11 protein-coding genes are annotated in these 13,467 nt (G+C 69.9%); 8 read left to right on the plus strand and 3 right to left on the minus strand.

The features are described 5' to 3' along the window. Positions 1 to 42: 42 nt before the first annotated feature. Together J7357_RS02700 and J7357_RS02705 are read left to right on the plus strand one after the other, a co-directional pair. Complete coding sequence (locus J7357_RS02700; protein ID WP_209244699.1) at positions 43 to 1,497, plus strand: wax ester/triacylglycerol synthase family O-acyltransferase; 1,455 nt, start codon at positions 43 to 45, stop codon at positions 1,495 to 1,497. A gap of 91 nt (positions 1,498 to 1,588) precedes the next feature. Continuing rightward, positions 1,589 to 2,296: an OmpA family protein gene (locus tag J7357_RS02705; RefSeq protein ID WP_209244701.1), complete on the plus strand. Its 708-nt coding sequence runs from the start codon at positions 1,589 to 1,591 to the stop codon at positions 2,294 to 2,296. A 90-nt stretch (positions 2,297 to 2,386) separates the two neighbouring features. Here the strand turns inward: J7357_RS02705 and J7357_RS02710 are convergent, their stop codons facing one another. Further along, the gene (locus J7357_RS02710; protein WP_209244703.1) at positions 2,387 to 3,484 is read right to left on the minus strand and encodes a LysR family transcriptional regulator; all 1,098 of its coding nucleotides are present in this window, start codon (positions 3,482 to 3,484) and stop codon (positions 2,387 to 2,389) included. A gap of 126 nt (positions 3,485 to 3,610) precedes the next feature. Between J7357_RS02710 and J7357_RS02715 the strand changes: the two genes are divergently transcribed. The 6 genes from J7357_RS02715 (at position 3,611) to J7357_RS02740 (ending at position 11,336) form a co-directional block, all read left to right on the plus strand. After that, positions 3,611 to 3,835 (plus strand): hypothetical protein, encoded by a 225-nt coding sequence (locus tag J7357_RS02715; protein WP_209244705.1) that lies wholly within the window; start codon positions 3,611 to 3,613, stop codon positions 3,833 to 3,835. Then, complete coding sequence (locus tag J7357_RS02720; RefSeq protein WP_209244707.1) at positions 3,832 to 4,605, plus strand: SDR family oxidoreductase; 774 nt, start codon at positions 3,832 to 3,834, stop codon at positions 4,603 to 4,605. Before J7357_RS02715 ends, J7357_RS02720 begins: the two co-directional genes overlap by 4 nt. Further along, positions 4,602 to 5,810, plus strand: coding sequence for an efflux RND transporter periplasmic adaptor subunit (locus J7357_RS02725; protein WP_209244709.1), 1,209 nt, complete (start codon positions 4,602 to 4,604; stop codon positions 5,808 to 5,810). The genes J7357_RS02720 and J7357_RS02725 overlap by 4 nt, the downstream gene beginning before the upstream one ends. Before the next feature lie 135 nt (positions 5,811 to 5,945). Next, positions 5,946 to 9,116, plus strand: a complete 3,171-nt coding sequence (locus tag J7357_RS02730) for a multidrug efflux RND transporter permease subunit (RefSeq protein WP_209244716.1) — start codon at positions 5,946 to 5,948, stop codon at positions 9,114 to 9,116. Between the two features lie 31 nt (positions 9,117 to 9,147). Continuing rightward, complete coding sequence (locus J7357_RS02735) at positions 9,148 to 9,882, plus strand: SDR family oxidoreductase (RefSeq protein ID WP_010344281.1); 735 nt, start codon at positions 9,148 to 9,150, stop codon at positions 9,880 to 9,882. Continuing rightward, positions 9,876 to 11,336 carry an efflux transporter outer membrane subunit gene (locus tag J7357_RS02740; RefSeq protein ID WP_209244719.1) on the plus strand — a complete coding sequence of 487 codons (1,461 nt, stop codon included), beginning with the start codon at positions 9,876 to 9,878 and terminating at the stop codon, positions 11,334 to 11,336. Before J7357_RS02735 ends, J7357_RS02740 begins: the two co-directional genes overlap by 7 nt. Before the next feature lie 380 nt (positions 11,337 to 11,716). On the opposite strand, the gene J7357_RS02745 is transcribed toward J7357_RS02740, so the two are convergent. Then, on the minus strand, positions 11,717 to 12,709 hold the full coding sequence (locus J7357_RS02745) for a GGDEF domain-containing protein (RefSeq protein ID WP_209244721.1): 993 nt from the start codon (positions 12,707 to 12,709) through the stop codon (positions 11,717 to 11,719). 511 nt (positions 12,710 to 13,220) lie between these two features. Continuing rightward, positions 13,221 to 13,394 carry a hypothetical protein gene (locus J7357_RS02750; protein ID WP_010344278.1) on the minus strand — a complete coding sequence of 58 codons (174 nt, stop codon included), beginning with the start codon at positions 13,392 to 13,394 and terminating at the stop codon, positions 13,221 to 13,223. Between the last annotated feature and the right edge of the window lie 73 nt (positions 13,395 to 13,467).

Below are 13,467 nucleotides of genomic sequence, written 5' to 3' on the forward strand. Positions count from 1 at the left end.
TCGCGGGGCCATGATTCACTCCGGGCTCGGACAGGAGCCCGCATGGCCACCAGCTCAGCTCGCCGCAAGCCGCAGCGCGAACCGATGTCGCGCGTGGATACCGCCTGGTTGCGAATGGACCGGCCGACCAATCCGATGATGATCACCGGCGTGCTGATGTTCGACGAGCCGCTGACCCTGCCTGCGCTCAAGCAACTGGTGCGCAAGCGCTTCCTGGCCTTCCCGCGGTTCCTGCAGAAGCCGGTGGAGACCGCCACCGGCGCCTACTGGCAGCGCGACGACGATTTCGATCTGGACTGGCACGTACGCCTGTCGGCCTTGCCCGGGCGTGGGCAGAAGAAGGCGCTGGAGCGCTTCGCCGGGCAGATGGCGTCCACGCCCTTGGACAAGACCAAGCCGCTGTGGCAGTTCCACCTGATCGAACGCTACGAAGGCGGCTCGGCGCTGGTGGCGCGGATCCACCACAGCTACGCCGACGGCATCGCCCTGGTGCAGGTGCTGCTGTCGCTGACCGATACCCAGCGCACTCCGGAGCCGTCGGCGCAGCTCGAGCGCGCCTGGCTCAAGGACGATGGCAAGGAAGTGGTGCGCCGGGTCGGTGCGGTGGACCGTTACCTCAAGCTCGGCGGGCGCATGCTCGACAAGGGCCGGGCGATGGCGCAGGACCCGAACCTGCCGCAGATGCTGGCGCGCGAAGGCGGGCTGATCGGCCGCGAACTGGTCAATGCCTTGCTGCTGGCCGACGATCCGCCGACGCTGCTGCGCGGCCGCCTCGGCGTCAGCAAGCGCGTGGCCTGGGCCGAACCGCTGGACCTGGACGAAGTCAAGGCGGTCGGCCGCGCCTGCGACTGCACGGTCAACGATGTGCTGATGGCGACCATGGCCGGCGCCTTGCGCGACTACATGCTCGAGCGCGGCGAACGCCTGGACGGGGTGACCCTGCGCGCCACGGTGCCGGTCAACCTGCGCCCGCTGGAGCACGCGCGCAAGCTCGGCAACCACTTCGGCCTGGTGTTCCTGGACCTGCCGGTGGGCGAGGCCAATCCGGTGCGGCGGCTGCAATGCGTGGCCGAGTCGATGCAGCAGCTCAAGCAGTCGCGGCAGGCGATGGTGGTGTTCGGCCTGCTCGCGGCAGTGGGCATGGCGCCGGCGGCGCTGCAGTCGGCGGCGCTGGACCTGTTCAGCCGCAAGGCCACCACCGTGGCGACCAACGTGCCGGGGCCGCAGCAGCCGCTGTACCTGGCCGGCAGCCGCGTGCGCGAGATGATGTTCTGGGTGCCGCAGACCGGCTCGATCGGCGTCGGCGTGTCGATCATGAGCTACAACCACCGCGTGCACTTCGGCCTGATCGGCGATGCGCGGCTGATTCCCGATCCGGACGCGGTGATGCGGCGGGTCGGCGCCGAATTCGAGAAGCTGCTGTACCTGGCGCTGATGGGCGATTGGGAGCAGCCGTTGAGCGCGGCCGACGCCGAGACCCTGCTGCCGTCTTCCTGAACCTGGCGCATCGCGCGCCGCGCCGCGTTCATCCGCGCCTCGCGTGGCGCTGTTTATGCTGCGGCCACGTCCATCCAGGTTCGGAGAGAACATGATGAAAACGACCGCCCTTCGCGGCCTATCCGTGGCCCTGGCCAGTGCGCTGGTGCTGTCCGCCTGCGCCACCGGCGGCTCCTACGTGCAGCGCGACCAGTACGGCAATCCCACCGAGCAGCAGAACCGCACCGGCCGCGGCGCGCTGATCGGCACCGCGGTCGGCGTGGCCGCCGGCCTGCTCAGCGGCAGCAGTGCCACCGAGCGCCGCCAGCACGCGATGATCGGCGCCGGCATCGGCGCGCTCAGCGGCGCGGCGATCGGCAACTACCAGGATCGCCAGGAGCGCGCGCTGCGCGAGCGCACCGCCAATACCGGCATCGACGTGCGCCGCGACGGCGACAACATCACCCTCAACCTGCCCGACGGCATCACCTTCGACTTCAACCAGTCCACGCTCAAGCCGCAGTTCTATTCGGCGCTCAACGGCGTGGCCCAGACCCTGGGCGAGTACAACCAGACCATGATCGAAGTGGTCGGCCACACCGACAGCATCGGCAGCGATGCGGTGAACCAGCGCCTGTCCGAACAGCGCGCGTCGTCGGTGGCCGCGTACCTGACCGCGCAGGGCGTGCAGCCCGAGCGCATCCAGACCCTGGGCGCCGGCAAGAAGTATCCGATCGCCGACAACAGCACCGAGGCCGGCCGCGCGCAGAACCGCCGCGTGGAGATCCGCGTGGTGCCGCTGCGCTCCACTGCCGGCTGACCGACCCGCCGACTGCAACCACGAACGGGCCGCACTGCGGCCCGTTCGCGTTTCCGTGCTGCCGATGCGCAGCGCCGTGGGCCGCGCGGCTCAGACCAGCGCGGCGTCCTCTTCGTCCTCGGCTTCGGTTTCCGCTGCCGCATCCGCTGGTGCAGGTGCGGCGGCGACGCGCGGCAGGGTGGCCAGCGACTGCGTGTTCATCGCCACGCCGCTGCACAGGGTGAACTCGGCGCCGTCCTCGGCCTGCTGTGTGGCCAGCTTGGCCGGGCACTGCGCCATCATGTAGCTGACGTCGAAGTTGAGCTTGTCGACCAGGAAGTCGACGAAGGCGCGCACCTTCGGCGAAAGCATGCGCCCGCCCGGGAACACCGCGTTGAAGTCCAGGTCCGGCCCGACCCATCCGCCGAGCACGCGCCGCGCCTTGCCGGCCTCGATCAGCGGCTTGATCGTCGCGTCGCTGGCCAGCACCAGCCCTTCGCCGCAGACCAGGCCGCCGATCAGCGCAGCCGAATCGTTGGCCAGCAGGATCGGCTGGACCAGGAACTCGCCGCTCTGCTTGCCGTTGCGCAGCGGCCAGCACAGCCGGTTGCCGCCGCCGCGGCCGTTACTCAGCGCCAACGTGCGGTGGTGCTGCAGGTCGTCCGGATGCAGCGGTTCGCCGTGGCGTTCGATGTAGTAGGGACTGGCGAAGACCTGGGTGCGGAAGGTGGCGAGCTTGCGCGCGACCATGGTCGAATCCGGCAGCGTGCCCATGTGCAGGGCCACGTCCACGCCTTCGGCGATCGGGTCGACCTTGTCGCTGGTCATGATCATCTCCAGCCGCACTTCCGGGTGCTGGCGGTGGAATTCGCCCAGGATCGGCGCCACCCAGGAAATCCCGGCGGAATAGGGCACGCTGAAGCGCAGCCAGCCGCGCGGGCCGGCCTGCAACTGGCCCACCGCGCTCTCGGCTTCCTCCAGTTCGCGGGCGATGCGCTGGCAATGCTCGTGGTAGACCGCGCCGGCCTCGGTCAGTCCGAGCCGGCGCGTGGTCCGGTGCAGCAGGCGCGCGCCCAGCCGCGCTTCCAGATCCTGCACCTTGCGGCTGACGGTGGTCTTGGGCAGGCCGAGGGCGTTGGCCGCGGCGATGAAGCTGCCTTGCTCGACCACCTTGACGAAGATCAGGGTGTCGTTGAGATCGTGGCTCATGGCGGTTCCTTGAGGTGGAGGCGATTGGACCGGTAGCGGGACGATTATTCCCCTTAATTCGGACTAATCAAGTGCGGCTTTGGCGCCTAATTTGTCCGCATTCGCCATCACCGACGGTCTTTGCCCATGTCGATGCGCACCCTGTTCCAGTTTTTCGCCTGCCCCGATCGCCAGCCGCGGCGCCGTTCCGCGTCCGTGGCGACGGCGCAATCCCTTTATCCGAAAGCGTTTCGCGAGTTCACGCCGCCGCCGCGGCGGCAGGGCGGAAGCAGTCTGCGCCTGGGCGCGTCCGGCAACGACCGGTTGGGTCGCATCGCGATTGTCCCGTCGGCGGGAGGAAAAGTCCCGTGAGCGGGATGTTGGCCCCCGAGGTCCTGGTTCTCGGCGGCAGCGGCACGGTCGGGCAGGGCGTGGTGCAGGCGCTGCTGGAAGCCGGCAGCCCGGTGCTGGCGGTGGCGCGCGACCGCGCCCGCCTGGCCGCGCTGCGCGAACGCCACCGCGACGAGCCTGGCCTGGACGTGCTGTGCGGCTCGGTCGGCACCGACGCAGCTGCCGCCGCCCTGGTCGCCGAGGTCGCGCAGCGGCCGCGGCCGCTGGCCGGGGTGGTCGCCGCGCTCGGCAGCCCGCTGCGGCCGGGGCGCCTGCTGGAGCGGCCGCTGGGCGCGCTGCGCAAACGCCTGGATGCCGACCTGCTGCCGCACCTGGCTGCCGCCCGGCATCTGCTGCCGCTGCTGGCGCAGCACGAGCGCGGCGCCCGCTACGTGCTGTTGGGCAGTCCCTGCGCGCTGCGCGCGTGGTCCGGGCATGGCGACAGTTCGGTGGCGGCGTCGGCGATCCGCATGCTCGCCCAGGTGCTGCACGAGGAAGCCAAGCCGCTGGGCGTGCACGTGCATCTGCTGTCGCTGTCCGAACCGGTGTGCCGCAGCGACACCGCCATCGACGACTGCCCGGAGTGGTTCACCACCCTCGGCGTCGGCCGCGCCGTGGTCCACCTGCTGGCCGAACCGCAGCGGCCGGACCGTGCGCTGGTCGAGATCGACCGCCGCCACTTCGCCCAGCCGCGCAGCGCCTTGCTCACCCCCTTGCCGTTTTCCTTCTCCACCCACGAGGTCTCTCCATGAATCCGATTCCGATGCCGTCGCGCCTGCTGCCGGGCGCCCTGCGCCCGCTGGCGGTGGCGCTGCTGGTCGCCACGCTGGCCGCCTGCGGGAGCCAGGCCAACGAACAGGGCGCGCCGCCGCCGCCGAGCGTGGGCGTGGCGCCCGCGCTGCAGAAGCAGATCAGCCAGTGGGACGAGTTCAGCGGTCGCGTCGAGGCGGTCGAGCACGTCGATCTGCGCCCGCGCGTGTCCGGCTACATCGACAAGGTCGCTTACGTCGAAGGCCAGGAAGTGAAGAAGGGCCAGGTGCTGTTCACCATCGACGCGCGCAGCTACCGCGCCGAGCTGGCGCGCGCCGAGGCCGACCTGGCGCGTGCGCGCACCCAGGCCAAGCTCAGTGCCAGCGAGGCCGCGCGCGCCAAGACCCTGTCCGAGCAGCAGGCCATCTCCACCGAAAGCTGGGAGCAGCGGCGCGCCGCCGCCGAGCAGGCGCAGGCCGACGTGCTGGCCGCGCAGGCGGCGGTGGATACCGCGCGCCTGAACCTGGAATGGACCCAGGTGCGCGCGCCGATCGACGGCCGCGCCGGCCGCGCGATGGTGACCGCCGGCAACCTGGTCACCGCCGGCGACAGCGCCAGCGTGCTGACCACGCTGGTGTCGCTGGACAAGGTGCACGTGTACTTCGATGCCGACGAAGGCACCTTCCTGCGCTATGCGCAGATGGCGCGCGACGGCCAGCGCCCGAGCGAACGCGACGGCAGCCTGCCGGTGCAGGTCGGCCTGGTCGGCGAGGACGGCTATCCGCACGCCGGCAAGGTCGATTTCCTCGACAACCAACTGGTGCGCAGCACCGGCACCATCCACGTGCGCGCGCTGCTGGACAACGCCGATCGTCGCTTCACCCCCGGCCTGTTCGCGCGGGTGCGGTTGCTCGGCAGCGGCCGCTTCGACGCGGTGCTGATCGACGACCGCGCGGTGCTCACCGACCAGGACCGCAAGTACGTCTACGTGGTCGACAAGGACGGCAAGGCGCAGCGGCGCGACGTGCAGCTCGGCCGCAGCGCCGAGGGCCTGCGCATCGTGCGCAGCGGCCTGTCCGCCGGCGACAAGGTCATCGTCGATGGCGTGCAGAAGGTGTTCATGCCCGGCATGCCGGTGCAGGCCAAGCCGATCGCGCTGCAGACCACGTCCCCGGCCGCACCGCCGCAGGCCGTCGCCCTCGACTGAGTCGCGGGCGCCGACGCAGCACCGGCCGGGTCGTACCGGCCATACCCGCCGGGCCCGCCATGGCCCGGCGCCGCCACCAGCTTGCCTGCGTCCGCGCCTGGCCCCCCGTTTCAACCGTTTCCAGGACCACCACCCATGGACTTTTCCAGATTCTTCATCGACCGGCCGATCTTCGCCGCCGTGCTGTCGATCGTCATTTTCGCCGCGGGCCTGATCGCCATCCCGCTGCTGCCCATCGGCGAATACCCGGACGTGGTGCCGCCTTCGGTGGTGGTGCGCACGGTGTATCCGGGCGCCAACCCCAAGGTCATCGCCGAGACCGTCGCCACGCCGTTGGAAGAAGCGATCAACGGCGTCGAGAACATGATGTACATCAAGTCGGTCGCCGGCTCCGACGGCGTGCTGCAGATGACCGTGACCTTCCGCCCGGGCACCGATCCGGACGATGCCGCGGTCAAGGTGCAGAACCGCGTCGCGCAGGCGCAGGCGCGCCTGCCCGAGGACGTGCGCCGGCAGGGCGTGACCACGCAGAAGCAGTCGCCGACCTTCCTGATGGTGGTGCACCTGACCTCGCCCAAGGGCAAGTACGACAGCCTGTATCTGCGCAACTACGCGCGCCTGCACGTCAAGGACGCGCTGGCGCGGATCCAGGGCGTGGGCGATGCGCAGGTGTTCGGCGGCGGCGACTACGCGATGCGCGCCTGGCTGGACCCGGAGCGGGTGGCCGCGCGCGGGCTCACCGCCAGCGACGTGGTCGCGGCGATGCGCGAGCAGAACGTGCAGGTCTCCGCCGGCCAGCTCGGCGCCGAGCCGATGCCGCAGAGCAAGTTCCTGACCCTGATCAACGCCCAGGGCCGCCTGCGCACCGAACAGGAGTTCGGCGACATCGTGCTCAAGGTCGGTGCCGACGGCCAGACCGTGCGCCTGTCCGACGTCGCCCGCCTGCAACTGGGCGCCGGCGACTACACCCTGCGCGCGCAGCTGGACGGCAAGAACGCGGTCGGCATCGGCATCTTCCAGGCGCCGGGCGCCAATGCGCTGCAGATTCGCGACCAGGTCATCGCCAAGATGGACGAGCTGACCAAGCAGTTCCCGGACGACGTGAAGTACGAGGCGGTGTACGACACCACCATCTTCGTGCGCGATTCGATCAGCGCGGTGGTGCACACCCTGCTGGAGGCGGTGCTGCTGGTGGTGCTGGTGGTGATCCTGTTCCTGCAGACCTGGCGTGCCTCGATCATTCCGCTGATCGCGGTGCCGGTGTCGGTGGTCGGCACCTTCGCCGCGCTGTACCTGCTGGGCTTCTCGATCAACACGCTGACCCTGTTCGGGCTGGTGCTGGCGATCGGCATCGTGGTCGACGATGCGATCGTGGTGGTGGAGAACGTGGAGCGCAACATCGAGGAGGGGCTGAGCCCGCTGGCGGCGGCGCACCAGGCGATGCGCGAGGTGTCCGGGCCGATCATCGCGATCGCGCTGGTGCTGTGCGCGGTGTTCGTGCCGATGGCGTTCCTGTCCGGGGTGACCGGGCAGTTCTACAAGCAGTTCGCGGTGACCATCGCCATCTCCACGGTGATCTCGGCGATCAACTCGCTGACCCTGTCGCCGGCGCTGGCCGCGCGCCTGCTGCAAAGCCACGACGCGCCCAAGGACCGCCTGTCGCGCGGCATGGAGCGGCTGTTCGGCAACTGGCTGTTCCGCCCGTTCAACCGCTTCTTCCACCGCAGCTCCGACCGCTACCAGGGCGCGGTGTCGCGCATCCTCGGCCGCCGCGGCGCGGTGTTCGCGGTGTACGTGGTGCTGCTGCTGGTCACTGGGCTGATGTTCAAGGCGGTGCCGGGCGGCTTCATCCCGACCCAGGACAAGATGTACCTGATCGCCGGTGTGAAGCTGCCGGAAGGCGCCTCGATCGAGCGCACCGACGCGATGCTGCGCAAGGTCGCCACCATCGCCATGCAGACCGATGGCGTGGCCCACGCGATCTCGTTCCCGGGCCTCAACGCGCTGCAGTTCACCAACACGCCCAATACCGGCGTGGTGTTCCTGCCGCTGAAGCCGTTCGCGCAGCGCCACCGCAGCGCATTGGAGATCAATGCCGAGATCAACCAGCGCATCTCGCAGCTGGGCGAGGGCATGTCGTTCGCCTTCATGCCGCCGCCGATCCTCGGCCTGGGCAACGGCAACGGCTACCAGCTGTTCATCGAGGACCGCGCCAACCTCGGCTACGGCGCGCTGCAGAACGCGGTCAGCACGATGCAGGGGGCGGTGGCGCAGACCCCGGGCATGAGCTTCCCGATCGGCACCTACCAGGCCAACGTGCCGCAGCTCGACGCCGAGGTCGACCGGGTCAAGGCCAAGGCCCAGGGCGTGGCCCTGACCGATCTGTTCGATACCTTGCAGACCTACCTGGGCTCGACCTACGTCAACGACTTCAACCAGTTCGGCCGCACCTGGCAGGTGATCGCCCAGGCCGATGCGCCGTTCCGCGAGAGCGTGGAGGACATCGCCCGGCTGCGCACCCGCAATGCCAACGGCGAAATGGTGCCGATCGGCTCGATGGTCACCATCAAGCAGACCTACGGCCCGGACCCGGTGCTGCGCTACAACGGCTATCCGGCCGCCGACCTGGCCGGCGAAGCCGATGCGCGTGCGCTGTCCTCGGCCGAGGCGATGGCCAAGATCACCCAGATCGCCAAGCAGGTGCTGCCCAACGGCATGGAGATCGAGTGGACCGACCTGAGCTACCAGCAGGCGACCCAGGGCAATGCGGCCCTGGTGGTGTTCCCGCTGGCGGTGCTGCTGGCGTTCCTGGTGCTGGCCGCGCTGTACGAGAGCTGGACCCTGCCGCTGGCGGTGATCCTGATCGTGCCGATGACCCTGCTGTCGGCGTTGTTCGGGGTCTGGCTGAGCGGCGGCGACAACAACGTGTTCGTGCAGGTGGGCCTGGTGGTGCTGATGGGTCTGGCGTGCAAGAACGCGATCCTGATCGTCGAGTTCGCCCGCGAGCTGGAACTGCAGGGCAAGGGCATCGTCGAATCGGCGCTGCAGGCCTGCCGCCTGCGCCTGCGCCCGATCGTGATGACCTCCATCGCCTTCATCGCCGGCACCGTGCCGCTGGTGTTCTCGCATGGCGCCGGCGCGGAAGTGCGCTCTGCCACCGGCATCACCGTGTTCGCCGGCATGCTGGGCGTGACCCTGTTCGGTCTGTTCCTTACCCCCGTGTTCTATGTCGCCCTGCGCAAGCTGGCCGGGCGGCCGCTGGTCTCGCATGCGCCGGCCCACGCCGACGCGCCGGCGCACGGCTGATCCTTTTCCCATCCTTCTCAGGAGTTTCGCAATGAACGCAGCACACAAGATCGCCCTGGTCACCGGCGCCACCCGCGGCATCGGCCTGCACACCGTGCGCCAACTGGCCGAAGCCGGCGTGCACACGCTGCTGGCCGGGCGCGACGCGACCCGTGCCAGCGCCGCGGCGCTGGAACTGCAGGGCGAGGGCCTGCCGGTGGAGCCGCTGACCCTGGACGTCACCGACGCCGCCAGCATCGCCGCCGCGGTGGAGACGGTGCGCGCCCGCCACGGGCGGCTGGACATCCTGGTCAACAACGCCGGCATCCTGCGCGACGACCTGCGCCTGAGCGTGTCGCAGCAGTCGCTGGAGTCATGGCGCGAGACCTTCGACACCAACCTGTTCGGCCTGATCGCGGTCACCCAGGCGTTCCTGCCGCTGCTGCGCGAGGCCCCGGCCGCGCGCATCGTCAACGTCTCCAGCCTGCTCGGCTCGCTGACGCTGCACAGCCAGCCGGGCTCGCCGATCTACGACTTCAAGGTGCCGGCGTACAACGTGTCCAAGAGCGCGGTAAACGCCTGGACCATCCAGCTGGCCTACGAACTGCGCGAGACCCCGATCAAGGTCAACACCATCCACCCCGGCTACGTGAAGACCGACATGAACGCGGGCGAGGGCGAACTGGAGGTGGCCGACGGCGCGCGCAGCAGCGTGATGATGGCGCTGCTCGACGCGGACGGCCCCACCGGCAGCTACACCCATGTCGGACAGGTGCTGCCATGGTGATCCGGCCCGCACTCGGCGCGCTGGCGCTGGCGCTGCTCAGCGCCTGCGCCAGCGTCGGTCCCGACTACCATGCACCGGCGCAGCCGCCGGTGACGTTGCAGGGAACCGCGTCGCCGGTGTTCGCGACCGATTCGCCGGTCGCCTCCTGGTGGGCGCAGTTCGACGATCCGGTGCTGGAACAACTGGTGCACGACGGCCTGGTCGCCAACCTCGACCTGCGCATCGCCCTGGCGCGCGTGCACGAGGCGCGCGCGGTCTTCGCCGAGCAGCGCCTGGACCGGGCGCCGCACGTCACCGCCGGCGGCGACTACACCCGCGGCAAGGCCCCGGATGCCGATGCCGGCGGTGCGCGCGTGCTCACCGAGAGCTACAGGCTCGGCTTCGATGCCGGTTGGGAGCTGGACCTGTTCGGGCGCCAGCGCCGTGCCAGCGAAGCCGCGCGCGCGAACCTGGAGGCCGAACAGGCCGGCCTGGCCGACGCCCAGGTCACCGTGGCCGCCGAGGTCGCACGCAACTACTTCGCGCTGCGCGGCACCCAGAAGCGCATCGCCCTGGCGCGCACCACGCTGGACAACCTGCGCGACACCCAGCGCCTGACCGAGACCCGCTGGCGGCTGGGCGCGGGCAGCGAGCTGGACGTGCAGAGCAGCCGTGCGCGGCTGAAGGCGATCGAGGCCGACATTCCGTTGCTGGAAGTCGACGCCGCGCAGGCGCGACACCGGCTGGCGGTGCTGCTAGGCAAGCCGCCGGGCACGCTCGACGCGCTGCTGGCGCCGCAGCCGACCCCGGCCTATGCGCGGGCCTTGCCGCTGGGCGACACCACGCAGTTGCTGCGCCGGCGTCCCGACGTGCGCATCGCCGAACGTCGCCTGGCAGCGGCGACCGCGCGGGTCGGCGTGGCCACCGCCGATCTCTTCCCGCGGATCAGCCTGTCCGGCTTCGTCGGCTTCCTGTCCGGCGATGCCGGCGCCTTGCTGCACGGCCGCAGCAAGGCCTGGTCGCTGACGCCCTCGATCCAGTGGGCGGCGTTCGACCTGGGCAGCGTGCGCGCGCGCCTGCGCGCGAGCGAGGCGCAGGCCGACGGCGCCGCCGCCGACTACGAGAAGACCGTGCTCGGTGCGCTGGAGGACACCGAGAACGCCTTGACCGCGTACGCCCACGAACAGGCGCGGCTGGCGATCGTGGCCGAACAGACGCAGGCCGCGCAGCGCGCCGAGGCGCTGGCGCAGATCCGTTACCGCGAGGGGTCGGAGGATTTCCTGACCCTGCTCGATGCGCAGCGCACGCAACTGACCGCCGAGGCCGCCCTGGCCGACGCCGAGGCAGCGGTGAACATTGGCGTGGTGCGGGTGTACAAAGCGCTCGGCGGCTGGGGCCAGGATGCGGGCACCGACGCCGGCAGCAGGGACGTCGCGACCACCGCGGGGGCGGCGGCTGCGGTGCAGGCGCGTTGAGTTGTAGGCCGCAAAGGCCGCGGTGCGGGCCGACTGCACGCACCGAGGCCTTCTCGGCACCTCTCTCATCTGCTTTTTGCCAGCATCAGGCCGGTGCGGGTTTCCTGCAGGAGCGGCTTCAGCCGCGACGGGCGTTCCCGGTAGAGCCCGTCGCGGTTGCATGACAGTTGACTCCCCCCATCGCTTGCGGCGCGCCCTCCGTGTGCACTGTGGGAGGGACTTCAGTCCCGACGCATTGCGCCATCCAGAACGCACACCACTTCGCGCGGCATGACAATTGACGCCCACAGGGGGCTTCCTGCCATTAGAGTCCTCCTGCTGACGGCGACCGGACCGAAAACCAGCCGGGCACGCGGCAGATCGCCGCCGGTGCCGGCCGCTCAATCCTGCGCCACGTCCTCGGCGATCACGTAGCGGTCGCGTCCGTTGTTCTTGGCCTGGTACAGCGCGGTGTCGGCGCGCGAGAACCAGTCGTGCCACTGTGCCTCGTCGCAGAGCATGGCCGCGCCCAGCGACACGGTGATCGTGCCGTTGGGACCGTGCAACGCGGTACGTGCCGCGTCGTGCAGGCGCCTGGCGAAGGCCGACAGTTCGGTCGCCGACTGCAGCCGCGCCACCACCACGAATTCCTCGCCGCCGAACCGGAACACCTCGTCCGGCGCGCGCACTTGCGCACGCAGCAGTGTGGCCAGCTCGACCAGCACCCGGTCGCCCTCGGCATGGCCATAGAGGTCGTTGACCTCCTTGAAATGATCGATGTCGAGCACGATCAGCCCATGCCGGCGGGTCGCGCGGCGCGGATCGGCCACCCGCTGCGACAGGCTGCGCTCGAGCATGCGCCGGTTCGGCAGCCCGGTCAGCGAGTCGTGCGATGCCAGTTGTTCCAGTTGCACGCGGTCGCCTTCCACCCGCAACGCCAGCATGTAGCCCAGCCCGGTGATCAGCAGCGAGACCGACACCATCGAGAAGAAATGCTCGGCGCCGAGCGTGCTCGGCGTGACCACCAGCAGCACCGCAATCAGGGTGGCGTTGCAGGCCAAGGCGACATGGCGCGTCACCGCAAAGAAGTTGCTCATCATCACCAGGTACAGCCATGGCACCGCGGCATGGCGCAGCGCATGGCAGGCCAGGGCGCTGCCCAGCAGCCAGCTCAGCGACAGCAACGGGTCCATGCGGCCATCGCCGCGATGCAGCGCCAGCCACGTCGCCAGCGCGGCCAATCCGGCCAGCGCGGTGCCGGCCAGGGCGGTCGACGGCGCGCCGATCGCCATCTGGTAGACGGCGAACAGCAGCAGCACCGCCGCCGTGGACGGGCCCAGGACCTTGATGATGCCGAGCCGGAAGTGCCGGCGCAGGGTCAGGCCCGCGCTCACGGAGAAGCGCTCCGGCACGGCGCACGGTCATGGCGGGCGGATGAAGTGGGGCGGGCGGCGAACATGGCGACGTCAGAGTGGCGGAAGAGTGTTGCAATGCCAGAGGCAAGTTTCATGCCTGGATTTCTTTTGTGGTGGGTATCCCGTGCTGACCCGGGAAAGGCGGCAGTGCCCACACCAAGGGCGCCGCAACGGCCTCACGTTGGCGCAGGGAGTGGCGTCGCACCGATGGCACTGCGTCACGCGGCATTCGGTGTCTGGCCGCGGCGGGCGGGCAGCGCTGCTGACGCAAGCTCGCCTGGTGTCTTTGCCCCAACGCTCCTCACGTGAGAAGGTGGCGTACAGCGCCGCATGGAGCGTGCGGGCAACGCCTGGCCCGCACTGGGCATGCCGCGGTCGTATCGGGGGCGATTGCATCCACGTCGGAGCAGGCTGCGGCGCTGGCGTGCCACGCCGGCACCGGTCGCGTTATCAGCGAGGGGATGAGCGCAATCTGCCCGCCGGGGACGGGCTACGCTTCGCTGCCGTCGATGGCCTTCAGCCCTTTCTGGCTGAGCGCCAGATCGCCGTCCTCGCCTTGCGCCGCATAATTTTCGCGCACCGCCCAGTTCGCTTCCGCTTCGCTGACCGGTGTGGTGGCGTGGATGTCCTGCAGGATGCGCAGTTGTTCCTGGGTCAAGGGCATGGCGGGCAGTCTCGGATCGGAAAGGGCATTCCACCCTACAGACCGCCGGTGACGGACATGTCGGTGCGTTGCC

Origin of the sequence: Xanthomonas sp. D-109 (assembly GCF_017746095.1) — a bacterium.
Classification (GTDB): domain Bacteria; phylum Pseudomonadota; class Gammaproteobacteria; order Xanthomonadales; family Xanthomonadaceae; genus Xanthomonas_A; species Xanthomonas_A sacchari.

Excerpts from the sequence above, each read along its gene's own strand:
- J7357_RS02700 (WP_209244699.1), top strand. The coding sequence starts at position 43 with ATGGCCACCAGCTCAGCTCGCCGCAAGCCGCAGCGCGAACCGATGTCG.
- J7357_RS02705 (WP_209244701.1), top strand. The coding sequence starts at position 1,589 with ATGATGAAAACGACCGCCCTTCGCGGCCTATCCGTGGCCCTGGCCAGT.
- J7357_RS02710 (WP_209244703.1), bottom strand. The coding sequence starts at position 3,484 with ATGAGCCACGATCTCAACGACACCCTGATCTTCGTCAAGGTGGTCGAG.
- J7357_RS02715 (WP_209244705.1), top strand. The coding sequence starts at position 3,611 with ATGTCGATGCGCACCCTGTTCCAGTTTTTCGCCTGCCCCGATCGCCAG.
- J7357_RS02725 (WP_209244709.1), top strand. The coding sequence starts at position 4,602 with ATGAATCCGATTCCGATGCCGTCGCGCCTGCTGCCGGGCGCCCTGCGC.
- J7357_RS02730 (WP_209244716.1), top strand. The coding sequence starts at position 5,946 with ATGGACTTTTCCAGATTCTTCATCGACCGGCCGATCTTCGCCGCCGTG.
- J7357_RS02735 (WP_010344281.1), top strand. The coding sequence starts at position 9,148 with ATGAACGCAGCACACAAGATCGCCCTGGTCACCGGCGCCACCCGCGGC.
- J7357_RS02740 (WP_209244719.1), top strand. The coding sequence starts at position 9,876 with ATGGTGATCCGGCCCGCACTCGGCGCGCTGGCGCTGGCGCTGCTCAGC.
- J7357_RS02750 (WP_010344278.1), bottom strand. The coding sequence starts at position 13,394 with ATGCCCTTGACCCAGGAACAACTGCGCATCCTGCAGGACATCCACGCC.